Here is a 24382-nt window from a genome sequence, read left to right as displayed (position 1 = left end):
TTCGCTTGGCTCGCATCGTCCTCAAGATCGACGTCGACACGCTGCGCGGCACGCGCGAAGGCGTGCCGAACCTCGCGCGCATCTTCGACCGCTTCAGTGCGCGCGCGACCTTCCTCTTCAGCCTCGGGCCCGATCACACGGGCTGGGCGCTGCGGCGCGTGTTCCGCCCCGGCTTCCTGAAGAAGGTGTCGCGCACGTCGGTGGTCGAACACTACGGCGTGAAGCAGCTGATGTACGGCGTGCTGCTGCCGGGCCCCGACATCGGCCGCCGCGCGATCGCCGACATGCGCGCGATCCACGAGGCCGGCTTCGAATGCGGGATCCACACGTGGGATCACGTGTACTGGCAGGACAACGTCCGTGCGCGCGATCGCGACTGGACCGCGCGTGAAATGCAGAAGAGTCACGCGCGCTTCATCGAGATCTTCGGCGCGCCGCCCGTCACGCACGGCGCGGCCGGCTGGCAGATGAACGATTCCGCGTTCGAGCAGATCGACGCATGGGGGATGCGCTACGCATCCGACGGCCGCGGCCATTCGCCGTACCTCCCCGTCGTCGACGGCCGCACGCTGTCGCACGTGCAGATGCCGACCACGCTGCCGACGCTCGACGAAGTGCTCGGCATCGACGGCGTCGACACGCGCAACGTCGCCGCGCACATCCTCAAGTTCACCGAAACCAATCCGCACGACCAGGTGTTCACGCTGCATGCGGAACTGGAAGGCCAGAAGCTCGCGCCCGTGTTCGAGCAACTGCTCGCCGGCTGGCGCGCGCAAGGCCACACGTTTGCGACGATGGGCGACTACCACGCGACGCTGGACCGCGACTCGCTGCCATCGTACCCTGTCACGTGGGGCGAAATTCCCGGCCGCTCCGGCGAACTGATCGTCCAGCCCGACTGAGTTCGCGCGCGCCGGCGTCGCCCGCGCCGCCCATGCGGCGCGCTGCCGCGACGCCCCGCCGAACCGCGCCGCCGCAGCGGCGCCTTTCCATAACAACAGGAGAAACACGTGTCCGTCGAAGTTGACCGTCAAGTTCCCGATTTCACCGCACCGGCCACGGGCGGCGACATTTCGCTGTCCGACCTGAAGGGCAAGAAACTCGTGCTGTACTTCTATCCGAAGGACAACACGCCGGGCTGCACGACCGAAGGGCTGCAGTTCCGCGATCTCTATCCGAAGTTCAAGAAAGCCGGTGCGGAAGTCATCGGCGTGTCGCGCGACAGCCTGCGCTCGCATGACAACTTCAAGGCAAAGCTCGAACTGCCGTTCCCGCTGATTTCCGATGCCGACGAAGCGCTGTGCGCGCTGTTCGATGTCATCAAGATGAAGAAAATGTATGGCAAGGAAGTGCGCGGAATCGAGCGCTCGACGTTCCTGATCGACGCCGACGGCGTGCTTCGCCAGGCATGGCGCGGCATCAAGGTTCCGGGCCATGTGGACGACGTGCTAAGTGCTGTACAAGCGCTTTGAGGCGCGTTATATTGGGCCGCAATGAATGCCAGTTCGCCCCATATTTCTCGTAGCTGCGCCGGTGCTCGATGCGATGCTTTCCGGCACTTGACGCGCATCACGACCGTATCAGCCGAGCCGCATGTCCCTGTCGACGGGGCAGCGGCTTTTTTTATGGATTGCGCGCCGGCCCTCGGTCCGGCCCTCACCCCGTCAAGGAGCTGATCGACACTTAGGCGAACCGGCTAGACGAACTTCCTGTGCGCCACCGCGCGCAAACTGCATGCGTCTACGTCACGCAGGATGCGATCAGCGGCGCACGCCATGCGACACGATTCCTCCCGAGGGACACCATGCCTTTGCCTACTCCCCCCAGCAAGCTCGGCAGCCTGCTGCCGCCCGACGAATACAAGGTGAAAGCGCGGCCCGCGAAAGCCGCGAAGAAATCCGCCGAAGGGGACGCATCCACAGCCGGTGACTACGGTCCGGCGAGCGTGGCCCAACCGATGATCGAAGCCGCGAACACGGCCGCGCCGCTGCGCGCCGTCGCGTCTTCGGCGCAGGAAACCGCGAGCGCACCCGCGCGCGGTCGCAAGACCAAACAGACGGCCGCACTGTTGCAGCCGATGCCGGCACCCGCCGAACCCGCGGCGCCGGTCGTCGCGCGCAACGACAAGCCGGCCGCCGGCAAACCGGCCGCGGCTCCCGCGCGCGACACGGGCGCTGCGACGAAATCGCGCAGCCGCAAGGCCGCCGAAGCCGAACAGCAGAAACTGTTCGTGCTCGACACCAACGTGCTGATGCACGACCCGAGCAGCCTCTTCCGCTTCGAGGAACACGACGTCTATCTGCCGATGATGACGCTCGAGGAACTCGACAACCACAAGAAGGGGATGTCCGAAGTCGCGCGCAACGCACGCCAGGTCAGCCGCACGCTCGACGCGCTGGTCGCCGACGCGGGCCCGATCACGGCCGGCATTCCGCTGTCGCGCCTCGGCAGCCGCGAGGCGGTCGGCCGCCTGTACTTCCAGACGAAGCTCACCGACATCGCGCCCGTCGAAGGCTTGCCCGAAGGCAAGGCCGACAACCAGATCCTCGGCGTCGTGCGCGCGCTGCAGCGCGACCGGCCGGACCGCCAGGTCGTGCTGGTGTCGAAAGACATCAACATGCGGATCAAGGCGCATGCGCTCGGCCTGCCCGCTGAAGACTACTTCAACGACCAGGTGCTCGAGGATTCGGATCTCCTGTACAACGGCGTGCGCGAGCTGCCGCAGGATTTCTGGACCAAGCATGCGAAGGGCATGGAAAGCTGGCAGGACACGAAGACGGGCACCACGTACTACCGCGTGACGGGCCCGCTCGTCGCGTCGATGCTCGTCAACGAGTTCGTCTATCTCGAGCCGCAGAACGGCGAGCCGACGTTCCATGCGATCGTCCGCGAACTGAACGGCAAGACGGCGCTGCTGCAGACGCTGCGCGACTACAGCCACCACAAGAACAACGTGTGGGGCATCACCGCGCGCAACCGCGAGCAGAATTTCGCGCTGAACCTGCTGATGAACCCGGAGATCGACTTCGTCACGCTGCTCGGCCAGGCCGGTACCGGCAAGACGCTCGTCGCGCTCGCGGCCGGCCTCGCGCAGGTGCTCGACGACAAACGCTACAACGAGATCATCGTGACGCGCGCGACCGTGCCCGTCGGCGAGGACATCGGCTTCCTGCCCGGTACCGAGGAAGAGAAGATGCAGCCGTGGATGGGCGCATTCGACGACAACCTCGAAGTGCTGCAGAAGACCGACGACGCCGCCGGCGAATGGGGGCGTGCCGCGACGCAGGAGCTGATCCGTTCGCGCCTGAAGGTGAAGAGCATGAACTTCATGCGCGGCCGCACGTTCGTCGACAAGTACCTGATCATCGACGAGGCGCAGAACCTGACGCCGAAGCAGATGAAGACGCTCGTCACGCGTGCGGGCCCGGGCACGAAGATCGTGTGCCTCGGCAACATCGCGCAGATCGACACGCCTTACCTGACCGAAGGCAGCTCGGGGCTCACGTACGTCGTCGACCGCTTCAAGGGCTGGGGCCACAGCGGCCACGTGACGCTCGCGCGCGGCGAACGCTCGCGACTCGCCGACTACGCGTCGGACATCCTGTAACGCGACAGGCCGGCCCGTCGGCCGGCTGTCGACGCATCGCGGCGCTCCGTTTCCGGAGCGCCGTTTTTATTTTTGGGGTCTGAAACGTTGGTCATGCATCGTTACGCAACAGCCGCACTTACGCGCGAAACTTCAAGTAAATTCTCAGGAACGGTTGCTTAAGCCCCGCCGGAACGTCTACCATCGGGTCTGTCTGTTGTCATACGATTCGCGAGCGTCCCGCGCTCGCCCGCCTTGCCATGCTTCGAATCTGGGTTCCCGTTGCTGTCGTTTCACTGCTTGCGGCCTGCTCCAGCGTGCCGCCGCAGTCGGCATCGCGCCCCGCGTCGGGCATGAAGATCACGACGCCGCGCGCATTCCCCGCCCCCGCCAATTTCCCGAAGTTCGTCGATCACAGCGTCGGCCAGGAAGAAATTTCGATCCAGGCGATGAGCCTCGTCGGCGTCCCGTATCGCTGGGGCGGCAACACGCCGACGAGCGGCTTCGACTGCAGCGGGCTCGTGCGCTACGTGATCGGCCGCGCAGCCGACGTGAACCTGCCGCGCACGACCGCCGACATGAGCGGCCGCGGCGTATCGGTCGAGCCCGACCAGATCGCGCCGGGCGACCTGATCTTCTTCAACACGACCGGACGGCCGCATTCGCACGTCGGCATCTACGTCGGCAAGCTGCGCTTCGTCAACGCACCGTCGACGGGCGGCACGGTGCGGCTCGACTACCTGACGAACCCGTACTGGGCCAAGCGTTTCGACGGCATTCGCCGCGTCGCGCCGCCGCGCGGGGCACCTACGCCGTTCGATGCGCCGACCTACGAGGCGAAGCGCGATGAGCCGCGCAGCGCGCCGGTCGTTGCGCCCGCCCCTGTCGTCGTGACTGCCGCCGCGCCGCGGCAGCCGGCCTATACGCAGTCGCAAGCCGCCGCGACCCGGGCGCCTGCCCCGGTCATGCCGGCCGCGCAGGCCGTGTCGACCGCCGCGGTCGCGCCCGCAGCCGCGTCGGCCGACCCGTATGAACCTCCGCCGCCGCGCATGCAGACGGCTCAGCAGCAGGCAACGTCCGTGAGCGACGGCACGGGCACCGCCGCCGCCACCTTGACCGCGAATGCAGCGCCAGCCGGTCCGGCCGAGGTCGGCACGCAGATTCCGACGACGGCACTGACGGCCGCCCAGGCTGCCGCCTTCGATGCTGAGCCGCCACCCGCCGTCGCGGCGACGTCACCGCGCGGCACCGAACCAGCCCCCGTGCAGGTATTGCGCGCGTCGACGCAATCTACCCCCGTCAGCCCGCGCACCGCCACCGCAGACGATCCGATTGCCCGGTTCGCGAACGGAAGTTACTAGCCCGCTTCGCGTTCGCCTGCGATCACGCGCGACTACAAACCCGCCATTCGCCGCACATTTCCGCTGCCCCAAAAGGAAAATGCGCCGCAGCCTTTCGGCTTGCGGCGCATTTCATGTCCGTTCGACAGTGCTGGCGATCAGAAGATCTGGTGGCCGAGCCACCATCCACCGGCCGCGAACAGCGCGGCCGCCGGCAGCGTGAGCACCCACGCCCACACGATGTTGCCGGCCACACCCCAGCGCACGGCCGACAGCTTCTGCGTCGCGCCGACGCCGACGATCGCGCCGGTGATCGTGTGCGTGGTCGACACCGGAATGCCGAGGAACGATGCGAGGAACAGCGTCATCGCGCCACCGGTTTCCGCGCAGAAACCGCCGACCGGCTTGAGCTTCGTGATCTTCTGGCCCATCGTGCGCACGATGCGCCAGCCGCCGAACAGCGTGCCGAGGCCCATCGACAGGTAGCACGCGCCGATCACCCACGCGGGCGGCGCATCGGCGGTCGCCGATGCATAGCCCGATGCGATCAGCAGCATCCAGATGATGCCGATCGTCTTCTGCGCGTCGTTGCCGCCGTGGCCCAGGCTGTACAGCCCGGCCGACAGCAGCTGCAGCCGGCGGAAACGCCGGTCGACCTTGCTGGGCGCGGTTCGGAAATACAGCCACGACACGCCGAGCATGAACAGCGAACCGAGAATGAAGCCGAGCAGCGGCGAAATGAAGATGAACGCGATGGTCTTCAGCAATCCGTCGATGTTCAGCGAAGCCCAGCCCGACTTGGCGAGCGCCGCGCCGACGAGGCCGCCGATCAGCGCATGCGACGAACTCGACGGGATCCCGTAGTACCACGTGATCACGTTCCAGCCGATCGCACCGACCAGCGCGCCGAACACCACATAGTGGTCGACGATCTCGGGATCGATGGTGCCTTTACCGACGGTCTGCGCGACTTTCAGGTGGAAGATGAAATACGCGATGACGTTGAACGCCGCCGCGAACACCACGGCTTGCTGGGGCTTCAGCACCCCGGTGGACACGACGGTGGCGATCGAGTTCGCCGCGTCGTGAAAGCCGTTCATGAAGTCGAATACGAGCGCGACGAGCACCAGCGTCGCGACCATCCAGAGGGCGAGTTGTATCGAATGCATCGTGGTCCGCTCAGGCGTTTTCCAGCACGATGCCTTCGATGATGTTCGCGACGTCCTCGCACTTGTCGGTGATCTCTTCGAGCAGCTCGTAGATCGCCTTCAGCTTGATGAGCGTCTTCACGTCGTCTTCCTCGCGGAACAGCTTCGACATCGCCGCGCGCAGCACGCGATCGGCCTCCGATTCCCAGCGGTCGATCTCCTCGCACTGCTTGAGGATCTGCGCGGACTGCTTCATGTCGGAAAGCAACCCGACCGCCTGCTGCACGTGCTGGGCGGACTGCGTGACGATGTGCGCGAGCTGGCTCGCCTCGGACGTGACGGACTGCACGTCGTACAGCGACACGGCGGTCGCGACGTCTTCCATCAGGTCGAGGATGTCGTCCATCGTCGTGATCAGCTTGTGGATCTCGTCGCGATCGAGCGGCGTGATGAAAGTCTTGTGCAGCAGATCGATCGCCTCGTGCGTGAGCTTGTCAGCGGCCTTCTCGGCAATTTGCACGTTTTGCTTGTGAATCTCGGCGTCGGCGAGATTGTCGATCAGCAGTTCGAGCTCGCGGCCACCGGAAACGATGTGCTTCGCGTGCGCGTTGAAGAGTTCAAAGAACTTGCCCTCGGTGGGCATGAATCGACCGAACATGGGATTCCTGAGAGATTGTCAAACTACTGTCACGAAAACGGGCGACATTGTACCGTTTTCGGTCGCGCCGCGACGCGCGCACATGCGCACGCCGGGATTGGATACAACGTTTGGCGATTTAGGGCTTTACAACCGGCGCTACTCGCCGTAGAAAGTCTGCGCCCCCGCAAAATTGTCGAACTTCGTGTATTGCCCCAGGAACGTGAGTCGAACGGGGCCGATCGGGCCGTTACGTTGCTTGCCGATGATGATTTCGGCCGTGCCTTTGTCGGGGCTGTCCGGGTTGTAAACTTCGTCACGGTAAATGAACAGGATCACGTCCGCATCCTGCTCGATTGCGCCCGATTCGCGCAAATCGGACATCACCGGACGCTTGTTCGGGCGCTGTTCGAGGCCGCGGTTCAACTGCGACAGCGCGATCACCGGCACGTCGAGTTCCTTCGCGAGACTCTTCAGCGATCGCGAGATTTCCGAGATTTCGGTCGCGCGGTTCTCGCCCTGCGACGAACCCGACATCAGCTGCAGGTAGTCGACGATGATCAGGCCGAGCTTGCCGCACTGCCGCGCCAGACGCCGTGCGCGCGAGCGCAATTCCATCGGGTTCAGGCCGCCCGTCTCGTCGATGAAGAGCTGCGCCTCGCTCATCTTCTGCACCGCGTGCGTCAGCTTCGGCCAATCCTCGTCCGTCAGGCGGCCGGTACGCATCCGGTGCTGGTCGAGCCGGCCGATCGAGCCGAGCATACGCATCACGAGCTGGGTGCCCGGCATTTCCATCGAGAACACCGCGACCGGCAGGCCGTACTCGACCGCGACGTATTCGCCGATGTTCATCGAAAAGGCGGTCTTACCCATCGACGGTCGTCCCGCGACGATGATCAGTTCGCCGCCGTGCATCCCGGAGGTCATCCGGTCGAGGTCGACGAAGCCCGTCGGCGTGCCCGTGACGTCGCTCGGGTTCGCGGTGTGGTACAGCGTATCGATGCGCTCGACGACCTGCGTGAGCAGCGGGCCGATCTCGAGGAAGCCCTGATTGCCCCGCGCGCCCTCTTCGGCGATCGAGAACACCTTCGACTCGGCCTCGTCGAGCAGCTGGCGGACTTCCTTGCCCTGCGGGTTGAACGCATCGGCCGAGATTTCGTCGGCAACCGACACGAGCCGGCGCAGCACCGCACGGTCGCGCACGATTTCCGCATAACGGCGGATGTTCGCGGCGCTCGGCGTGTTCTGCGCGAGGGCGTTCAGGTACGCGAGGCCGCCGACGTCGTCGGCCTTGCCGGACGTGGTCAGCGCTTCGTACACGGTCACGACGTCGGCCGGGCGCGTCGACGCGATCAGCCGGCCGATGTGCTCGTAGATGATCCGGTGATCGTAGCGATAGAAATCGCCCTGCGACAGGAAGTCGGCAATCCGGTCCCATGCCGCGTTGTCGAGCAACAGGCCGCCGAGCACCGACTGTTCGGCTTCGACCGAATGCGGCGGGACTTTCAGCGATTCGATTTGGGGATCTTGCGGCGCGTTCATGGGTTGGGATTATCGCGAATAGATCACGGCAGCGCTACCGCTCCGGCGATCGGGCAATAAAAAAGGCAGGCCCCGGTTGCCCGGGCGCCTGCCCTTGTCCGGACGACGGAAGCCGCCCGGAAAGCTTGCATACGCTTACGCGTGGTCGCCGATCACGTTGATCGTGACGTCGACGACGACGTCCGTGTGCAGCGCGACCTGGACGTTGTGCTCGCCGATCATCTTCAGCGGGCCTTCCGGCATGCGAACTTGCAGCTTCTCGACTTCGAAACCTGCCTTCTTCAGCAGTTCCGCGACGTCGCCGTTCGTGACCGAGCCGAACAGACGGCCGTCAACGCCCGACTTCTGCGTGATTTCGAACGACTGGCCGTTCAGCTTCTCGCCGACTGCCTGCGATGCTGCCAGCTTTTCAGCGGCGATCTTTTCGAGTTCAGCGCGGCGCACTTCGAATTCGGCGATCGCTTCCTTCGTTGCACGGCGAGCCTTGCGGTTCGGGATCAGGAAGTTGCGAGCGTAACCGTCCTTGACCTTGACGATGTCGCCGAGGTTGCCCAGATTGGCGACTTTTTCCAACAGAATGATTTGCATTCGAATTCTCCTTATGGCGTCGCCGAGTTACGCCTTGTGCTGATCGGTGTACGGCAGCAGCGCGAGGAAACGCGCACGCTTGATTGCCGTGTCGAGCTGACGCTGATAGTGCGCCTTCGTACCCGTCAGACGCGCCGGCGTGATCTTGCCGTTTTCGCCGATGAAGTCCTTCAGCGTTTCCGTGTCCTTGTAGTCGATCTGCTCGACGCCTGCGGCCGTGAAACGGCAGAACTTCTTGCGCTTGAAGAGCGGGTTTTGTTGCTGACGACGCTTGTCGAATTTCTTACCAGTCGGGCGGGGCATGATTTCAGTCCTTTCCAATGTCCTGCAATGCTGTGATGTGAAACACCAAGGTTCTCGCGTTGCGGCTTTTCTTTGCCAGGAAGCCCGTGAACAGCGTTTCGACGCCCATTTCACGGCTTTCCAGCCTGCCGCTCGCCTCACCGGCCGCCACCGCCTCGATCGTCATTTCGACCTGACGGGGAATGCCTGCTTCGACGACTTCCGTGCGGTGATGCAATGTGGCGCTTGCGATCGGAACACCTGCCGGCGTATATCGCACCGGTGCGCGTTCGACGACGCTTGCCGTCAATTGCAACCTGTTCACGTGAGTGGCGCGCTCCTTGATGGCTTAATGAATGACGAACTTAAGCCTGCGCTTCGGTCGGCTGAGCTGCAGCCGCCTTCTTGGCTTCTTCGCGCTGAACTTCCTTCATCATCGGCGACGGGCCGGTTTCGGCCTTCTTCATCTTGACGATGAGGTGGCGCAGCACGGCGTCGTTGAACTTGAACGCGTGTTCGAGTTCGTCGAGCGTCGTCTGGTCGCACTCGATGTTCATGCAGACGTAGTGAGCCTTCGCGAGTTTCTCGATCATGTAGGCCAGTTGGCGACGGCCCCAGTCTTCGACACGGTGGATCTGGCCGCCGTGCGACGTGATCGTGGTCTTGTAACGCTCGATCATCGCGGGCACTTGCTCGCTCTGATCGGGGTGCACGATGAATACGATTTCGTAATGACGCATTACACACTCCTTGTGGATTAAAGCCACCCGGGCGTCTGAACCGGTGTGGCAAGTGAGAAGCCGAAGATTCTAACCCGGATACGGGGCGCATGCAAGACCAATCGACGATTGGCGCGCGGATTCGGCCATGTTTTCAAAGACTTGAAGGGGCGAGACCGGACAGCCGGACCGTTCTTCGGCCTTTTCCCCGGTCAGGGTCGGAACGCAAGCGTGCGGCGGGCCCGCAGCCCGCCGTCGTGGCGTCATTCGCTGCGCGTGCCGGCCAGCCGCGCGTCGAGCGCGGTCCTGAACGCCGCAAGTGCCGACGGCTCGGCGTCGGTCACGGCCCACCACGTCATCCCGGCCGCATCCCAGCGGTCGAGCGCATAACCCTGCGACACGGTCGAGTACGGCGCCCCCGGCCCTTCCCCGGCCGGCCGCACATAGACGTCGATCACGTGCTGCCGGTAACGGTAGACTAGCACCGCGACACGGCGGCGTCCGACGTAGTCGAGCCGGCCGCCGACCAGCGCGAAGCCGTTCGCCGCGAGATCCTCGACCGGCGGCGCATAGTCGAGCCGGCCGTTGAACCACGGCTTGACCGTGTGCCGGTCGGTCGAGATCACGTCGATATCGCGTGCCGACAGGTCGGCACGCACGTGGCTCGACACGAGTTCGTCGATCGTGCGATCGGTGTCGGCGTGACGCGCGGACACCACCATCCCGCCGGCCGCGGCAAGCGCCACCAGCAGCGCGACGCCCCAGCCGAGGCCGGGCAATGCCGCGAAGCGCGGCCCGGTGCCGGCCGTGGCCGGGCGTGCCGCCCCGCCAAGCCCCGGCAACCAGGACAACCCGTTACGCCCGCGCGGCCGCCGCTGCGGCTGCGATCGGGATCCGGATTGCGGCTCCGCCCGCGCCTGCTCGCGGGCAGGCGCGTCGGCCGCGGCAGGCAGGCTCGCAAGAATGCTCGCCCGCAACGCATCCGGCGCACGGTGATAGTCGGCCTGACGCACGGCCTGCACCAGCGTGACGATCCGTTCGCGTTCCCGGCGACACACGTCGCACCCTTCGACATGCTGCTGGACCCGCAACGCGTCGGGCGCCGACAGCTCGCGGTCGACGTCCGCGTCCAGCAACGCTCGCGCTTCGTTACAGTCCATCGATAGCCTCCGATGCGGTTCCGCCTGCCGGCGTACGGCCCGGCCTGCCTTCGGCCGCCGGTGCCGGCGGGCCGCCCAGCAGCGCGGCGAGCTTGCGCCGGCCGCGTGCGAGCCGCGACATCACCGTGCCGACCGGCACATCCGCGATCGCCGCGATCTCGCGGTAGCTCAGGTCCTCCATCTCGCGCAGCACCAGCACCTCGCGGTATTCGGGCGGCAGCTTCGCGAGCGCCGCGTTCACGAGCCGCACGTTCTCGCCGCGCAGCAGGTGCGCGAGCGGGTCCTCGGTGGCGGGCTGCCAGTCGTCGGGCACGTCGGTGTCGTCCAGCGTGTCGGGCAGCGCGACCTCGTGCGCATGCGTGCGGCGCCGCCACTCCGTGTACCAGGTGTGGCGCACGATCGTCAGCAGCCACGGCCGCGCGTTGTCGCCGCGACACGAATCGACGAAGCGCAACGCACGCATGCACGCGTCCTGGACGACGTCGTCCGCATCGCCGGCGTTACCGCTCAGCCAGCGTGCGAGGTTGTACGCGGCGTCGAGATGCGGCAGCACGAGCGCGCGAAACCGCTCGCCGCGCGCGACCGCGTCGTCTGCCACCCGTTCTTCGACCGCCTGTCCGGCTTGCCCCACATGGCCTCCCTGGTCCCGGCGGCCGATGCCGCGCCCGTTCCGCGCACGGCGCCCGGACAGACCGGCAACGTGCGCGCTCGATGACCATACCGTTGCTGCGTCGAGTTTATTCCCGCGCCGGGCGTATGAAGCGTAAAAAAATCGCCGGGCCGCCCGCCTCCCGTTACGGCGTGGTGCTCCAGTAACCGGGGCGCGCATACGCGGCGCGCAGGTAGTCGATGAAATAGCGCACGCGCGCCGGCACGTAGCGCTGCTGCGGATAGACCGCGAGGATGTCGTAATCGGGCAGCGCGTATTCGTCGAGCACGGTCTCGAGCTCGCCCGTCTCGAGCTGCGCGGCGATTTCCCACGTCGAGCGCCAGCCGAGCCCGAGGCCTTCGGCCACCCAGCGGTGCAGCAGCTCGCCGTCGTTGCAGTCGAGGTTGCCGGCCACGCGCATCGTCGCGATCTTGCCGTGGCGCTGGAAATACCAGCCGCGGTTCTGCCCGCCCTGCAGGTTGAACGCCAGGCAGTTGTGCCTGAGCAGGTCGTCGAGCGACTTCGGCCGGCCGTGCTGGCGGAAATACTCGGGCGTGCCGCACACGACGCGCCGGTTCGACGCGAGCTTCACCGCGACGAAGTTCGGATCGACGGCACCGCCGATCCGGATCGACAGGTCGTAGCCTTCGCGCACGAGATCGACGACGCGGTCGGTCAGGTTGAACGACAGCTGCATCTCGGGCTTGTCGGCCAGAAAGCCCGGCGCGTGCGGCGCGACGTGCTTGCGCCCGAATGCGGCCGGCGCCGACACGATCAGGTGCCCGCTGACCGCGCGCCGCCCGGCGGCCAGTTCGTTCTCGGCCTGGTCCCATTCGGACAGCAGCCCGCGGCAGCGCTCGAGGAACGCCGCGCCCTCCTCGCTGACCACCAGCCGCCGCGTCGAGCGGTACATCAGCTTCACGCCGAGCCGCTTCTCGAGCGCGTCGATGCGCCGCCCGAGCACGACCGGCGACACGCCCTCCTCGAGCGCCGCCGCCGCGAGGCTGCCGGCATCGGCCACGCGCACGAACGTCTCGATCTGCTTGAAGCGATCCATCTCCCGTCTCCGTCTCTGTTCCGGCTCCGGCGGAAAGCCCCGCCCGGCCGTCATTCCATACTTTTAGTTTCGAAAAAAGCGACTTCGGCTGATCTTATCAAACCTTTCCTGCATCCCTAAAGTGTCCCCAACAGACCCATTCGCAAGATCCACCCCATTCAAGGAGACATTCATGGCCAAGATGAGAGCCGTCGACGCAGCTGTGCTCGTGCTCGAGAAGGAAGGCATCCAGACCGCGTTCGGCGTGCCGGGTGCGGCGATCAACCCGTTCTACTCGGCGATGCGCAAGTCCGGCGGCATCAGCCACGTGCTGGCCCGCCACGTCGAAGGCGCGTCGCACATGGCCGAAGGCTTCACGCGTGCGGCCCCGGGCAACATCGGCGTGTGCATCGGCACGTCGGGCCCGGCCGGCACCGACATGATCACCGGTCTCTACTCCGCATCCGCCGACTCGATCCCGATCCTCGCGATCACGGGCCAGGCACCGCGTGCCCGCCTGTACAAGGAAGACTTCCAGGCCGTCGACATCGAATCGATCGCAAAGCCCGTCACCAAGTGGGCCGTCACCGTGCGCGAACCGGCGCTGGTGCCGCGCGTGTTCCAGCAGGCATTCCACCTGATGCGCTCGGGCCGCCCGGGCCCGGTGCTGGTCGACCTGCCGATCGACGTACAGCTCGCCGAAATCGAGTTCGACATCGACACCTATGAACCGCTGCCGGTCTACAAGCCCGCGGCCACCCGCGCGCAGATCGAGAAGGCGCTCGCAATGCTCAACGACGCGGACAAGCCGCTGATCGTGTCGGGCGGCGGCGTGCTCAACGCGGCGGCGGAAGACCTGCTCGTCCAGTTCGCCGAAACGATCGGCGTGCCGGTGATCCCGACGCTGATGTCGTGGGGCGCGATTCCGGACGACCACCCGCTGATGGCCGGCATGGTCGGCCTGCAGACGTCGCACCGCTACGGCAACGCGACGCTGCTCGCATCGGACTTCGTGCTGGGCATCGGCAACCGCTGGGCGAACCGTCACACGGGCAGCGTCGAGGTCTATACGAAGGGCCGCAAGTTCGTGCACGTCGACATCGAGCCGACGCAGATCGGCCGCGTGTTCGGCCCGGATCTCGGCATCGTGTCGGACGCCAGGGCCGCGCTGGAACTGTTCGTCGCGGTCGCGCAGGAATGGAAGGCCGCCGGCAAGCTGAAGGATCGCAGCGCATGGGTTGCCGACTGCCAGGCACGCAAGCGCACGCTGCAGCGCAAGACGCACTTCGACAACGTGCCGGTCAAGCCGCAGCGTGTGTACGAAGAGATGAACAAGGTGTTCGGCCGCGATACCTGCTACGTCAGCACGATCGGCCTGTCGCAGATCGCCGCCGCGCAGTTCCTGCACGTGTTCAAGGCACGCAACTGGATCAACTGCGGCCAGGCGGGCCCGCTCGGCTGGACGATCCCCGCCGCGCTCGGCGTGCGTGCCGCCGACCCGAGCCGCCCGATCGTCGCGCTGTCCGGCGACTACGACTTCCAGTTCATGATCGAGGAACTCGCAGCCGGCGCGCAATTCAAGCTGCCGTACGTGCACGTCGTCGTGAACAACTCGTACCTCGGCCTGATCCGCCAGGCGCAGCGTGCGTTCGACATGGACTACTGCGTGCAGCTCGCGTTCGACAACGTGAATGCGCCGGAACTGAACGGCTATGGCGTCGACCACGTGGCCGTCGCGGAAGGCCTCGGCTGCAAGGCGCTGCGCGTGTTCAAGCCGGAGGAGATCGAGCCGGCGCTGCGCCAGGCGCAAACGCTCGCGGAAGAATTCAGCGTGCCGGTGGTCGTCGAAGTGATCCTCGAGCGCGTGACGAACATCTCGATGGGTACCGAAATCGACGCGATCAACGAATTCGAGGATCTCGCCGAAAAGGCCGAGCACGCACCGACCGCGATCTCGATGCTCGACTGAACCGCACGCCATTTTTGACTGACCGACCGAAGAGGCTTAGCTCATGCCGAAGTTTGCTGCAAACCTGACCATGCTGTTCAACGAAGTGCCGTTCCTCGACCGCTTCAAGGCGGCCGCCGATGCGGGCTTCGACGCCGTCGAGTTCCTGTTCCCGTACCCGTACGCGAAAGAGGAACTCGCCGAACGGCTCGAGACGCATCGCCTGCGCCTCGTGCTGCACAACCTGCCCGCCGGCAACTGGGACCAGGGCGAGCGCGGCATCGCGTGCCTGCCCGATCGCGTCGGCGAGTTCCAGGAAGGTGTCGGCCGTGCGATCGAGTATGCGAAGGCGCTGAAGGTGCCGCAGCTGAACTGCCTCGTCGGGATTCCGTCGGCGAGCACGGCGCGCGACAAGACGTTCGTCACGATCGTCGACAACCTGCGCTTTGCCGCCGACGCGCTGAAGCGCGAAGGCATCCGCCTGCTCGTCGAGCCGTGCAACAGCTTCGACATCCCGGGTTTCGCGCTGAACCGCTCGTCGGAAGGGCTCGACGTGATCCGCGCGGTCGGCTCGGACAACCTGTTCCTGCAGTACGACATCTATCACATGCAGCGCATGGAAGGCGAACTGGCCGCGACGATCGAACGCAACCTCGCATCGATCGGTCACGTCCAGCTTGCGGACAACCCGGGCCGCAACGAGCCGGGCACGGGCGAGATCAACTACGCATTCCTGTTCGCGCTGCTCGACCGGCTCGGCTATGCCGGCTACGTCGGCTGCGAATACAAGCCCCGCACCACCACGACGGAAGGCCTCGGCTGGCTGCACAGCGTCGCCGGCTGCGCACCGGGCTCGGCGCGTCGCGCCGCCTGAGATCCGCCCTTTCCGCATACGCCCCTATAGGAGACTTTCACATGGCAACCATCGGTTTCATCGGCCTCGGCATCATGGGCGCGCACATGGCGCGCAACCTGCTCAAGGGTGACCACCAGCTCGTCGTGAACGGCGCGTTCCCGATTCCCGACGACCTGCGCACGAGCGCGAAGGTCGTCGCGAATTCGACCGAAGTCGCACGGAACGCGGACATCATCATCTCGATGGTGCCGGATACGCCGGACGTGCGTAACGTGCTGTTCGCCGACGACGGCGTCGCGAAGGGCCTGACGGCCGGCAAGCTCGTGATCGACATGAGCTCGATCTCGCCGCTCGACACGCAGGAATTCGCGAAGCAGATCAACGCGCTCGGTTGCGACTACCTCGACGCGCCGGTGTCCGGCGGCGAAGTCGGCGCCCGCGAAGCGACGCTGACGATCATGGTCGGCGGCCCGGAGGCGGCATTCGAGCGCGCGAAACCGCTGTTCGAGAAGATGGGCAAGAACATCACGCTCGTCGGCGACAACGGCGCGGGCCAGACCTGCAAGGTCGCGAACCAGATCATCGTCGCGCTGAACATCGAAGCCGTCGGCGAAGCGCTGTTGTTCGCCGCACGCTCGGGCGCGGATCCGGAGCGCGTGCGCCAGGCGCTGATGGGCGGCTTCGCCGCGTCGCGCATCCTCGAAGTGCACGGCGCGCGGATGACGAAGCGCACGTTCGATCCGGGCTTCCGCATCGAGCTGCACCAGAAGGACCTGAACCTCGCGCTCGACGGCGCACGCAAGCTCGGCCTCGCCCTGCCGCACACGGCGAGCGCGCAGCAGCTGTTCAGCGTGTGCGCAGCGCACGGCGGCAAGGCGTGGGATCACTCGGCACTCGTGCGTGCGCTCGAGATCATGTCGAACTTCGAGATCGAGAAGACGGCGGGCTGAACGCATGCCGCCTGGCGCGGCTTGCTTCCGATGATGCAGTAACGCGCGGTCCGTCGCGATGACGGACACGCGAATGACACACGCGACCGGCACGGCCGGTCGCATCGATGCGCGAGACACGCGCGCATCACGGTGGGGCGCCCCGCCCTGCACTGCCGACGGCATGCGGGACGGGGCGAAAAACGCCGCTCTGGGCTGAGAGCGGCGTGGTGGGGTCCGCAGCGGCACCCGGCGACGCCGGGGAAGCCTTGGTCGGTCAGACGTCGTCGTCGGGTGTCCGCCTGTCGGATTTCGCGTATTACATTTCTTTACGTTCGAGCGTGCGATTTTTCATGCAATCGTCGCGATGAACGCCTACACTTTCGCCACGCCTTTCGAGAAAACCGCCGCGCTTGCGGTCACTTCCGGTGACCGCGCCCAGCGCGGTGTTTTTTTCGCCACTTCACGGCGCGTTTTCTTTTCAACCACCCAAGGAGTGCAACGATGGGTCTTCTTTCGTTTATCAAAGAGGCGGGTGAAAAACTGCTGGGTCATGCCGACGCGCAAGCAGCGGAAGATCCGAATGCCGCAAACCAGACCGCGGCCGATGCCATCAAGAACTACATCAACACGCAGGGTCTCGATACGTCGAACCTGACCGTGGCGTTCGACGGCGCATCGCGCACCGTGACACTGTCGGGCAGCGTCGCCGACCTCGACACGAAAGCGAAGGTCAAGGTCGCGGCCGGCAACGTGCAGGGCGTCGCGGGCGTCAACGACGACGATCTGCAACCGGACGATCCGGAAGTGCAGTACCACGACGTGAAGCCGGGCGACACGCTGTCGGCGATCGCCAAGGAAGTATATGGCGACGCGAACAAGTACCCGGCGATCTTCGAGGCGAACAAGCCGATGCTGTCGAGCCCGGACCGGATCTACCCGGGCCAGAAGCTCGTGATTCCGCCGCAGTCCTGAGCATTCGTGCAGCACTGACGCAAAAAAGGCAGGCCGCTCGGCCTGCCTTTTTCATGGGCGACGCGCGCCGTGCAATCGGCGCGTGTCGGTCATCCCGTCATCGAATCACAGCGTATCGAACGCGCGTTGCAATGCATCGCGATCGTGAATGCCGTTCGCGAGCGCGAGCATCAGCAGCACGCGCGCCTTGAACGGGTGCAGCGACCCCGCGCTCACGAAACCGAGCGCATCGTCGCTCGCGGCGCCGTTGCGCATCACGTGCCCCGCCCCGACGCGCGACGCACGCACCACCGCCACGCCCGCGTTGACCGCATCGGCGAGCGCCGCCTGCAGCGTCGCATGGATCGAGCCGTTGCCGGTGCCGGCGACGACGAGACCGCGTACGCCGGCCGCGACGAGCGCGTCGACGGCCGTGCGCGTCACGCCCGCGTAGCTCGCAACGACCTCGACCGGCGGCCAGGTTGCCGCGATCGCCAGTTGCGCGTCGCGCGAACGCGTGACGCGGCGTGCGAATTCGACCCGGCCGTCCTGCACCCAGCCGAGCGCACCGAGTTCCGGCGACTGGAACGCATCGACTGCATAGGTGCTCGTCTTCACCACGTCGCGCGCGCCGTGGATCCGGTTGTTGAACGCGACCAGCACGCCCTGCCCGCGAGCGGACGGATGCGCGGCCACCGTCACCGCATTCAGCAGGTTCAGCGGGCCGTCGGACGACAGCGCGGTCGCCGGCCGCATCGCGGCCGTCAGCACAACGGGCTTGTCGCCCCTGACGACCAGGTGCAGCGCATATGCGGTTTCCTCGAGCGTGTCGGTGCCGTGGGTGATCACGATACCGTCGACCGCCGGGTCGGCCATCAGCGCGTCGATCCGCGCGGCGAGCGTGTTCCACAGCGGCAGCGCGAGATCCTTGCTGTCGATGCTGGCGACTTGCTCGGCGTCGATGCGCGCGACGGACGCGAGCGCCGGCACCGCGTCGACCAGGAAATTGACGCCGAGCGCGCCGGCCTGGTAGCCGGCCGTGCTGGCCGCGTCGGGCGCGGCGCCGGCAATCGTGCCGCCGGTGGCGAGCACGGCGATGCGCGGCAGGGCCGCCGCGGACGAAGGGGATGCGGGATTCGGAGTATTCATGGCCGCGATTGTAAAGGCTTGCGGCCGGTATCCGGCAGGTTCCGGCACGGCGGCCGGGGTCGGCCGCCGCACATCATGGTTTGCCCCGATCGTCCGGCCGGGTGCGCCGTCAACGGACGTGGTATCTGCAACGTTATAGGAAGTGCCGTTTTGGTGTTTTCACATTGATTGGCCATAATCGGATCGCCCCGCGCGATGCGGCCCCATGCTCATCGTGCGGTGCGTCGTGACGGCGTCGATAAAACGCAATTCACCCCATGGGAGTGTCGAAATGAAAATCCAATCGCTCGTAGCCGCAGTGCTTCTCGGCGGCATGCTGGCTTCCCCCGCATTCGCGGCGAACAGCCAGCAGGACAAGATGAAGGCCTGCAACACCCAGGCAGCCGGCAAGACGGGCGATGAACGCAAGGCGTTCATGAAGGACTGCCTGTCGGCGAAGCCCGCGAAGGCGATGACGCAGCAGGAAAAGATGAAGGCATGCAACACGCAGGCCACCGGCAAGAAGGGCGACGACCGCAAGGCGTTCATGAAGAGCTGCCTGAGCAATCAGCCGGCAGCCTGAGTTCCGGCGCTCCCGTATCGAATGCCGCGCACCGCTTCGGCGGGCGCGGCATTTTTGTTTTCGTTGCACGCGCATCGACGCGCCCGGCCCCGACCTTTCCCGGCCCGCCGTGCCGGCGCCGCCACATGGTGCGGCAATTCGCCGCGATTTCTTCTATGATGGCTGCAACGCGGCCCATCCAAGTACAAGAAGCGCCATCGGGCCGCCCTCGAGACGGACGCGCACGCGCGTCAAACGGAGGCATGGATGGCATGGAGACAACACCGCTGGTTCCGCCGCTGGCTGATCGTGATCGTGTTCTGGGCCGTGCCCGTCGCGATCGTCGCCGTCCGCGAGATCCGCGAGGAAATGGCCTACAACAAGGCGGACCTGCAGCTCGCGCTGACCACCTGGCAGCTCACCGATGCGCAGCAGGCCGCCGGCGCCGCCGCGAAGTGCCACGGGGATCCTGACGAGGCGCGCGCGGCCGGCTGCCCGGCCGACGTGCTCGCCGCCAACGCGCCGCGCCAGCAGGCGGCCCGCGACGAATACGTGCTGCGCCGCAATACGCTCGCGGGCTACCTGTGGCATGCGTTCGTCGGCTACTGGGTCGTGCCGGCCGCGTTCCTGTTCGCGTGCGGCGTCGTGATCGCGCTGATCCGCCGCGTGCTGCGCCGCCCGCCGATCAAGCCGCCGGCTCCACCCGTTCCGCCCGTCACGCACTGATGCGCGCCGCAGGCGCCACCCACCGCACGATCGACCGCATGCCACCCCGCCCCGGCGCGCGGGCGCCGGATCGTCCGTTGGCACGCCGCGACACCCTCGCGCGATTTGACGCTTTTTGTTGCGCGGACGAAAAGGGGGTGTAATCCATTGTGATATAACTGCCGACGTGATCCGCTCCCTGAGCGAGACTCACTCCGAACGTCATCCGATGGAGAAGAACGATGCAAAAACGGAATCTTGTGCTGAAAGCCGCCGCTGCGCTCATCGTCGGTAGCCTCGCGCTCACCGGTTGCACCACCACCCCGGACAAGCCGGACAACGCCGCGACCAACGCGTCGAAGCGCCAGGCAATCGACTCGAGCGTCGACGCCACGCTGTCGCGCATGTACTCCACGGTCAAGGGTTCGCGGGAACTCGTCGCAAAGTCGCGCGGCGTGCTTGTCTTCCCGGACGTGATCCAGGCCGGCTTCATCGTCGGCGGCCAGTCCGGCAACGGCGCACTGCGCGTCGGCGGCAGCACGGTCGGCTACTACAACACGTCGTCGCTGTCGGTCGGCCTGCAGGCCGGTGCGCAGTCGAAGGCGATCGTGTTCCTGTTCATGACGCAGGAAGCGCTCGACGAATTCCGCGGCTCGGACGGCTGGGCCGCCGGCGCCGGCGCGTCGGTCGCGCTCGTGAAGATGGGCGCGAACGGCGCGGTCGACACGACCACGGCCACCGCACCGGTCCAGGTCGTCGTGCTGACGAACGCGGGCCTGATGGGCGACGTGTCGATCAACGGCACGAAGGTCTCGAAGCTGAAGATCTGACGCTCACGCACCGCCCGTGCGCAACGCGCACGGGCCATGCGCAAACGGCGATGTCCTTGCGGGCATCGCCGTTTTTTTATCCTCGCGCGCCCCGCGTCAGGTCGTCGAGTCGATCACCTTGAAGCGCGAGCGTTTCTGCGCGCGGATCACCGACTGGTAGACGTCGACGTACTGCTGCGCCATCCGGCGCGACGTGAAGCGCGCCTCGAAGCGCTGCCGCACGCGCGCGCGCGGCAGCAGGTGCAGCCGGTTCACGGCGGCCACCGCGCTGATTTCATCCTCGACGATGAAACCCGACACGCCCTCGTCCACCACTTCGGGCACCGCGCCGCGATTGAACGCGATCACCGGCGTGCCGCACGACATCGCCTCGATCATCACGAGGCCGAACGGCTCCGGCCAGTCGATCGGAAACAGCAGCGCATGCGCGCCCGACAGGAACTCGGCCTTCTGGTGATCGGCGATCTCGCCGATGTATTCGACGTGCGGCAACGCGAAGAGCGGCTTGATCTCGCGCTCGAAGTATTCCTGGTCGGCCGCATCGACCTTCGCGGCGATCCTGATCGGCAACCCGCACTGACGGGCGATGCGGATCGCCGTGTCGACGCGCTTCTCCGGCGAGATGCGGCCGAGGAACGCGAGATAGCGCGGCTCGACGGGCTGCGGCATGTACAGCGTGTCGGGCAGCCCGTGGTAGACGGTCGTCAGCCATTTCGCCTGCGGCAGCGGCTGGCGCTGCGAGTTCGAAATCGAGATCACCGGCGCCGTGTTGAACGTGTCGAACACCGGCTGCTGCTCGGGCAGGTCGAGCCGGCCGTGCAGCGTCGTCACGTAAGGCGTTTCCTGCCGGTTGAAGACCGAGAACGAGTAGTAATCCATGTGGAAATGGAGCACGTCGAAGTCCTTCGCGCGGCGCGCGACCGTCTCCATCAGCAGCATGTGCGGCGCGACCCGGTCGCGGATCGACGAGTCGAGCCGCAGTGCACGCGGCCAGACCGGCTCGAGCTTCGCCCGCGTCGTCGAATCGCCGCTGGCGAACAGCGTCACGTCATGACCGAGCTCGACGAGCGCCTCGGTGATGTAGGACACGACGCGCTCCGTGCCGCCGTACAGCTTCGGCGGCACCGATTCGGTCAGCGGCGCGATCTGGGCAATTCTCATGGTCCACGTCTCCTGTGTCCTGTCCGTTGCGGCACGGCCGGCGGGCCCTTGCGCTTTCGCGCGCGGCTCGCCCCGATGCAGCGCCCGCCGGATATCTCCTCATTATTCGCGATCCGGTTGCCCGGAACCGCCCGTCTTTCATTTTATGGGTGTTGTTACAGGCAGGATACATTCCGCCTGCCATGCCGATATGGCCCCCGACACGACGATCGCCCCCGAACGCACGCCGCGCCGCCCGTCAGCGCGACGGCCACCTCCATGCCGGCAGGTCGCGCGTGTCCGCGTCGACGAGCCCCGTCGCGCCGAGCTGCTTGTCGAGCACCAGCGATTCGCAGCCGGCCTCGCGCTCGAGCGTCGCGATGAGCCGCGCCGCGTGCGACACGACCAGCACCTGCGAACGCTGCGCCGCCTGCGCGATCAGGCGGCCGAGCGCCGGCAGCAGATCGGGGTGCAGGCTGGTTTCCGGTTCGTTCAGCACCATCAGCGCCGACGGCCGCGGTGTCAGCAGCGCCGCCGCGAGCAGCAGGTAACGCAGCGTACCGTCCGACAGCTCGGCCGCCGCGAGCGGCCGCAGCAGCCCCGGCTGGCGCATCAGCACGTCGAAGCGGCCGCGGCCGCCCGGATTGTCGATCTCGACCGACGCGCCCGGAAATGCGTCGTCGATCGCCGCATCGAGTGCCGCGCCGTCGCCGATTTCGCGAATCGTCTGCAGCGCGGCGGCCAGATCGGCGCCGTCGTCCGCGAGCACCGGCGTATGGGTGCCGACGTGCGACTGCCGCGCGGGTGCCTGCGCATCGGTGCGGAAATGGTCGTAGAAGCGCCACGAACGGATCCGTTCGCGCACCGCGATCATTTCCGGCGCGCCGGTCGGGTCGGCGAACTCGGTCATCATGCTGTCGAAGCTCGCCACCGGCTGCGGAATCGTCTGCCAGTCGCCGGTCGCGGTGCGCGCGCGGATCTGCGCGCCCTGCCGGTCGACCAGCAGCGTCGACGGGCGCAGCACCGCGCCGCCCCAAATGCACTCGCGCTTGACGACCGGATCGAGCGAGAACTGCGAGTGGCTCGGAATCGGCATGCCGAGATCGATCGAATAACCGAAATCGTCGCAGGCGAAACCGAGCTTCAGGCTCACGGGCCCCTTGCGCACCGTGCCGGTGACCGGCGCGTCGCCGTCCAGCATCGCCCGCGAGAAACGCTCGGGGCCGGCCCACAGCGTCGACGGCAACCCGCCTTCGCGCGCGAGGGACGGGATCACGCGCCCCTGCGCGGTGTCGGCGAGCAGCCGCAACGCGCGGTACACGCTCGACTTGCCGCTGCCGTTCGGCCCCGTGACGACGTTGAGCGCCGCGAGCGGCACGATCAGCTCGCGCAGCGAGCGGTAATTGGCGATGGCAAGCGTTTTCAGCACGGTCATGACGATGGCGGGCGAGCCGCGTTCAGCGGCCTTCGACGGCCTGCGGATCGGCCGCGGTGTTGGCCGCCGTACTGGCGGCAGGGGCGCGCGCGTGCGGCCGTTCTGGATTCGGTGCATCCGGCGCGGAATCGTGCGGATACAGTTCCATCCGGCTGCGCGGCAGGCATTGCGGATAGCGGTCCTGCAGATAGGCGATCAACCCTTCGCGCACGCGGCAGCGCAGGTCCCAGCACGACGACGAGTCGGCCGCGCTGACGAGCGCGCGCAACTGCATCGTGCGCTCCGTCGCGTCGGTCACCTGCAGCACCTGCACGCGGCCGTCCCACTCGGGCGCCGCATGGACGAGCCGCGCGAGCTCCTCGCGCAGCGGTGCGAGCGGCGTACGGTAATCGACCGACAGGTAAACCGTGCCGATGATCTCCGAGCTGCTGCGCGTCCAGTTCGTGAACGGGTTCTCTATGATCCATTGCAGCGGCACGACGAGGCGCCGCTGGTCCCACAGCCGCACCGACACGAACGAACCGGTGATTTCCTCGATGCGCCCCCACTCGCCCTGGATCACGACCACGTCGTCGAGCCGGATCGGCTGCGTGAGCGCGATCTGCAGCCCGGCGATCAGGTTGCCGAGCACCGGCCGCGCGGCGATACCGGCGACCAGGCCCGCGACGCCGGCCGACGCCAGCAGGCTCGCGCCCACCTGGCGCACGTTCGGGAACGTCATCAGCGCGGCGCCGGTGCCGATGATCACGATCAGCACCATCACGGTCCGCACGAGGACCTTGGCCTGCGTATGGATGCGCCGCGCCTGGAGGTTGTCGGCCGTATCGATCGGATGCGCCTGGATGATCGCGTCGCCGACGCCCGCCGCGAGCCGCACCAGCAGCCACGTGAGCGACACGATCGAGCCGACCGCGGCCGCGGTGCGCATGCCGCGCACGAACGACATGCCGTCGTCCGCCTGGACCCACACGAACTCGAGCGCCAGCAGCGCCAGCACGACGAGCGACGGCTTGTCGATGTAGCGCAGGATCGCGCTCATCAGCGGATACGGCTGCGCGAGGCGCTTGACGATGCGTGCGCCGAGGCGGTGCACGACCGTGACGACCAGTATGACGATGACCGACACGGCCAGCGTGCCGAGCCACGAATGCAGCGGCGCATCGGCGATGCGCTGCAGTTCCTCGATTGAAATCATCGGCGCCCTTGGG

25 protein-coding genes and 1 pseudogene are annotated in these 24382 nt (G+C 66.5%); 11 read left to right on the top strand and 15 right to left on the bottom strand.

All coding sequences use genetic code 11. The features are described from left to right. The first annotated feature begins 5 nt into the window (after window positions 1–5). Both ABIC51_RS05415 and ABIC51_RS05410 read left to right on the top strand, forming a co-directional pair. Window positions 6–902, top strand: a complete 897-nt coding sequence (locus ABIC51_RS05415) for a polysaccharide deacetylase family protein (protein WP_027787196.1) — start codon at window positions 6–8, stop codon at window positions 900–902. A 108-nt stretch (window positions 903–1010) separates the two neighbouring features. Next, on the top strand, window positions 1011–1472 hold the full coding sequence (locus ABIC51_RS05410) for a peroxiredoxin (RefSeq protein WP_006756046.1): 462 nt from the start codon (window positions 1011–1013) through the stop codon (window positions 1470–1472). 192 nt (window positions 1473–1664) lie between these two features. On the opposite strand, the pseudogene ABIC51_RS05405 reads toward ABIC51_RS05410, so the two are convergent. After that, window positions 1665–1909 (bottom strand): annotated as a pseudogene (locus ABIC51_RS05405) (hypothetical protein); the annotation flags it as partial. Between ABIC51_RS05405 and ABIC51_RS05400 the strand changes: the two are divergent. Both ABIC51_RS05400 and ABIC51_RS05395 read left to right on the top strand, forming a co-directional pair. Next, the gene (locus ABIC51_RS05400; protein ID WP_059694576.1) at window positions 1805–3607 is read left to right on the top strand and encodes a PhoH family protein; all 1803 of its coding nucleotides are present in this window, start codon (window positions 1805–1807) and stop codon (window positions 3605–3607) included. The pseudogene ABIC51_RS05405 and the gene ABIC51_RS05400 overlap by 105 nt on opposite strands. Before the next feature lie 239 nt (window positions 3608–3846). Continuing rightward, the gene (locus ABIC51_RS05395) at window positions 3847–4947 is read left to right on the top strand and encodes a C40 family peptidase (RefSeq protein ID WP_175899084.1); all 1101 of its coding nucleotides are present in this window, start codon (window positions 3847–3849) and stop codon (window positions 4945–4947) included. Window positions 4948–5084: 137 nt separating this feature from the next. Here ABIC51_RS05395 and ABIC51_RS05390 read toward each other — a convergent pair whose 3' ends face one another. From ABIC51_RS05390 to ABIC51_RS05345, 10 genes are all read right to left on the bottom strand, one after another. Further along, window positions 5085–6095, bottom strand: a complete 1011-nt coding sequence (locus ABIC51_RS05390) for an inorganic phosphate transporter (protein WP_027787193.1) — start codon at window positions 6093–6095, stop codon at window positions 5085–5087. A gap of 10 nt (window positions 6096–6105) precedes the next feature. Beyond that, window positions 6106–6732, bottom strand: coding sequence for a DUF47 domain-containing protein (locus ABIC51_RS05385; protein ID WP_006478627.1), 627 nt, complete (start codon window positions 6730–6732; stop codon window positions 6106–6108). Between the two features lie 138 nt (window positions 6733–6870). Next, window positions 6871–8253, bottom strand: coding sequence for a replicative DNA helicase (locus ABIC51_RS05380; RefSeq protein ID WP_006486249.1), 1383 nt, complete (start codon window positions 8251–8253; stop codon window positions 6871–6873). Between the two features lie 135 nt (window positions 8254–8388). After that, the gene (gene rplI / locus ABIC51_RS05375) at window positions 8389–8841 is read right to left on the bottom strand and encodes a 50S ribosomal protein L9 (protein ID WP_021156519.1); all 453 of its coding nucleotides are present in this window, start codon (window positions 8839–8841) and stop codon (window positions 8389–8391) included. Between the two features lie 27 nt (window positions 8842–8868). After that, window positions 8869–9144 carry a 30S ribosomal protein S18 gene (rpsR, locus tag ABIC51_RS05370; protein WP_006486248.1) on the bottom strand — a complete coding sequence of 92 codons (276 nt, stop codon included), beginning with the start codon at window positions 9142–9144 and terminating at the stop codon, window positions 8869–8871. Window positions 9145–9148: 4 nt separating this feature from the next. Further along, a complete protein-coding gene (priB, locus tag ABIC51_RS05365) occupies window positions 9149–9448 on the bottom strand; it encodes a primosomal replication protein N (protein WP_011657069.1) in 300 nt (99 codons plus the stop codon). A gap of 40 nt (window positions 9449–9488) precedes the next feature. Continuing rightward, a complete protein-coding gene (rpsF, locus tag ABIC51_RS05360; RefSeq protein WP_006402295.1) occupies window positions 9489–9863 on the bottom strand; it encodes a 30S ribosomal protein S6 in 375 nt (124 codons plus the stop codon). A gap of 242 nt (window positions 9864–10105) precedes the next feature. Next, window positions 10106–11002, bottom strand: a complete 897-nt coding sequence (locus ABIC51_RS05355) for an anti-sigma factor family protein (protein ID WP_175899082.1) — start codon at window positions 11000–11002, stop codon at window positions 10106–10108. Beyond that, window positions 10992–11633 carry an RNA polymerase sigma factor gene (locus tag ABIC51_RS05350; protein ID WP_059587858.1) on the bottom strand — a complete coding sequence of 214 codons (642 nt, stop codon included), beginning with the start codon at window positions 11631–11633 and terminating at the stop codon, window positions 10992–10994. The genes ABIC51_RS05355 and ABIC51_RS05350 overlap by 11 nt, the downstream gene beginning before the upstream one ends. Before the next feature lie 163 nt (window positions 11634–11796). Further along, the gene (locus tag ABIC51_RS05345) at window positions 11797–12708 is read right to left on the bottom strand and encodes a substrate binding domain-containing protein (protein ID WP_027787190.1); all 912 of its coding nucleotides are present in this window, start codon (window positions 12706–12708) and stop codon (window positions 11797–11799) included. Window positions 12709–12880: 172 nt separating this feature from the next. On the opposite strand from ABIC51_RS05345, the gene gcl reads away from it, so the two are divergent. The 4 genes from gcl to lysM all read left to right on the top strand — a co-directional run bounded on the left by gcl (window position 12881) and on the right by lysM (window position 17395). After that, the gene (gcl, locus tag ABIC51_RS05340; RefSeq protein ID WP_027787189.1) at window positions 12881–14656 is read left to right on the top strand and encodes a glyoxylate carboligase; all 1776 of its coding nucleotides are present in this window, start codon (window positions 12881–12883) and stop codon (window positions 14654–14656) included. Between the two features lie 43 nt (window positions 14657–14699). Then, window positions 14700–15509, top strand: a complete 810-nt coding sequence (gene hyi / locus ABIC51_RS05335; RefSeq protein ID WP_021162122.1) for a hydroxypyruvate isomerase — start codon at window positions 14700–14702, stop codon at window positions 15507–15509. A 26-nt stretch (window positions 15510–15535) separates the two neighbouring features. Then, complete coding sequence (locus tag ABIC51_RS05330) at window positions 15536–16441, top strand: 2-hydroxy-3-oxopropionate reductase (protein ID WP_330771982.1); 906 nt, start codon at window positions 15536–15538, stop codon at window positions 16439–16441. 483 nt (window positions 16442–16924) lie between these two features. Beyond that, window positions 16925–17395, top strand: coding sequence for a peptidoglycan-binding protein LysM (gene lysM / locus ABIC51_RS05325; protein ID WP_021162125.1), 471 nt, complete (start codon window positions 16925–16927; stop codon window positions 17393–17395). 105 nt (window positions 17396–17500) lie between these two features. Here the strand turns inward: lysM and ABIC51_RS05320 are convergent, their stop codons facing one another. Further along, entirely contained in the window at window positions 17501–18523 is a 1023-nt protein-coding gene (locus tag ABIC51_RS05320) for an asparaginase (protein ID WP_175899079.1), read from the bottom strand. A 271-nt stretch (window positions 18524–18794) separates the two neighbouring features. On the opposite strand from ABIC51_RS05320, the gene ABIC51_RS05315 reads away from it, so the two are divergent. From ABIC51_RS05315 to ABIC51_RS05305, 3 genes are all read left to right on the top strand, one after another. Further along, on the top strand, window positions 18795–19085 hold the full coding sequence (locus ABIC51_RS05315) for a PsiF family protein (RefSeq protein WP_011549641.1): 291 nt from the start codon (window positions 18795–18797) through the stop codon (window positions 19083–19085). 246 nt (window positions 19086–19331) lie between these two features. Continuing rightward, a complete protein-coding gene (locus tag ABIC51_RS05310) occupies window positions 19332–19790 on the top strand; it encodes a membrane protein (RefSeq protein WP_027787186.1) in 459 nt (152 codons plus the stop codon). A 221-nt stretch (window positions 19791–20011) separates the two neighbouring features. Beyond that, window positions 20012–20599 carry a BPSL1445 family SYLF domain-containing lipoprotein gene (locus ABIC51_RS05305; RefSeq protein WP_011352325.1) on the top strand — a complete coding sequence of 196 codons (588 nt, stop codon included), beginning with the start codon at window positions 20012–20014 and terminating at the stop codon, window positions 20597–20599. A 96-nt stretch (window positions 20600–20695) separates the two neighbouring features. Here ABIC51_RS05305 and ABIC51_RS05300 read toward each other — a convergent pair whose 3' ends face one another. From ABIC51_RS05300 to ABIC51_RS05290, 3 genes are all read right to left on the bottom strand, one after another. After that, window positions 20696–21760 (bottom strand): glycosyltransferase family 4 protein, encoded by a 1065-nt coding sequence (locus ABIC51_RS05300; RefSeq protein WP_021162641.1) that lies wholly within the window; start codon window positions 21758–21760, stop codon window positions 20696–20698. 238 nt (window positions 21761–21998) lie between these two features. After that, window positions 21999–23174 carry an AAA family ATPase gene (locus ABIC51_RS05295; RefSeq protein WP_354006380.1) on the bottom strand — a complete coding sequence of 392 codons (1176 nt, stop codon included), beginning with the start codon at window positions 23172–23174 and terminating at the stop codon, window positions 21999–22001. 22 nt (window positions 23175–23196) lie between these two features. Next, window positions 23197–24369 (bottom strand): mechanosensitive ion channel family protein, encoded by a 1173-nt coding sequence (locus ABIC51_RS05290; RefSeq protein WP_060311808.1) that lies wholly within the window; start codon window positions 24367–24369, stop codon window positions 23197–23199. Window positions 24370–24382 lie beyond the last annotated feature (13 nt).

The organism is Burkholderia sp. 572, assembly GCF_040545135.1.
In the GTDB taxonomy this organism is placed as follows: Bacteria; Pseudomonadota; Gammaproteobacteria; order Burkholderiales; family Burkholderiaceae; genus Burkholderia; species Burkholderia cepacia.
The sequence above is the reverse complement of the archived record's forward strand: the minus strand, read 5'-3'. Positions and strand labels throughout refer to the sequence as shown.

Bases quoted from the DNA above. Each gene is read 5' to 3' on its own strand.
- ABIC51_RS05300 (WP_021162641.1), bottom strand. From the start codon at position 21,760: ATGAGAATTGCCCAGATCGCGCCGCTGACCGAATCGGTGCCGCCGAAG.
- ABIC51_RS05395 (WP_175899084.1), top strand. From the start codon at position 3,847: ATGCTTCGAATCTGGGTTCCCGTTGCTGTCGTTTCACTGCTTGCGGCC.
- ABIC51_RS05290 (WP_060311808.1), bottom strand. From the start codon at position 24,369: ATGATTTCAATCGAGGAACTGCAGCGCATCGCCGATGCGCCGCTGCAT.
- ABIC51_RS05390 (WP_027787193.1), bottom strand. From the start codon at position 6,095: ATGCATTCGATACAACTCGCCCTCTGGATGGTCGCGACGCTGGTGCTC.
- ABIC51_RS05345 (WP_027787190.1), bottom strand. From the start codon at position 12,708: ATGGATCGCTTCAAGCAGATCGAGACGTTCGTGCGCGTGGCCGATGCC.
- hyi (WP_021162122.1), top strand. From the start codon at position 14,700: ATGCCGAAGTTTGCTGCAAACCTGACCATGCTGTTCAACGAAGTGCCG.
- ABIC51_RS05355 (WP_175899082.1), bottom strand. From the start codon at position 11,002: ATGGACTGTAACGAAGCGCGAGCGTTGCTGGACGCGGACGTCGACCGC.
- ABIC51_RS05380 (WP_006486249.1), bottom strand. From the start codon at position 8,253: ATGAACGCGCCGCAAGATCCCCAAATCGAATCGCTGAAAGTCCCGCCG.
- ABIC51_RS05385 (WP_006478627.1), bottom strand. From the start codon at position 6,732: ATGTTCGGTCGATTCATGCCCACCGAGGGCAAGTTCTTTGAACTCTTC.
- lysM (WP_021162125.1), top strand. From the start codon at position 16,925: ATGGGTCTTCTTTCGTTTATCAAAGAGGCGGGTGAAAAACTGCTGGGT.
- ABIC51_RS05295 (WP_354006380.1), bottom strand. From the start codon at position 23,174: ATGACCGTGCTGAAAACGCTTGCCATCGCCAATTACCGCTCGCTGCGC.
- ABIC51_RS05315 (WP_011549641.1), top strand. From the start codon at position 18,795: ATGAAAATCCAATCGCTCGTAGCCGCAGTGCTTCTCGGCGGCATGCTG.
- ABIC51_RS05310 (WP_027787186.1), top strand. From the start codon at position 19,332: ATGGCATGGAGACAACACCGCTGGTTCCGCCGCTGGCTGATCGTGATC.
- rplI (WP_021156519.1), bottom strand. From the start codon at position 8,841: ATGCAAATCATTCTGTTGGAAAAAGTCGCCAATCTGGGCAACCTCGGC.
- ABIC51_RS05305 (WP_011352325.1), top strand. From the start codon at position 20,012: ATGCAAAAACGGAATCTTGTGCTGAAAGCCGCCGCTGCGCTCATCGTC.
- gcl (WP_027787189.1), top strand. From the start codon at position 12,881: ATGGCCAAGATGAGAGCCGTCGACGCAGCTGTGCTCGTGCTCGAGAAG.
- ABIC51_RS05400 (WP_059694576.1), top strand. From the start codon at position 1,805: ATGCCTTTGCCTACTCCCCCCAGCAAGCTCGGCAGCCTGCTGCCGCCC.
- rpsR (WP_006486248.1), bottom strand. From the start codon at position 9,144: ATGCCCCGCCCGACTGGTAAGAAATTCGACAAGCGTCGTCAGCAACAA.
- rpsF (WP_006402295.1), bottom strand. From the start codon at position 9,863: ATGCGTCATTACGAAATCGTATTCATCGTGCACCCCGATCAGAGCGAG.
- ABIC51_RS05320 (WP_175899079.1), bottom strand. From the start codon at position 18,523: ATGAATACTCCGAATCCCGCATCCCCTTCGTCCGCGGCGGCCCTGCCG.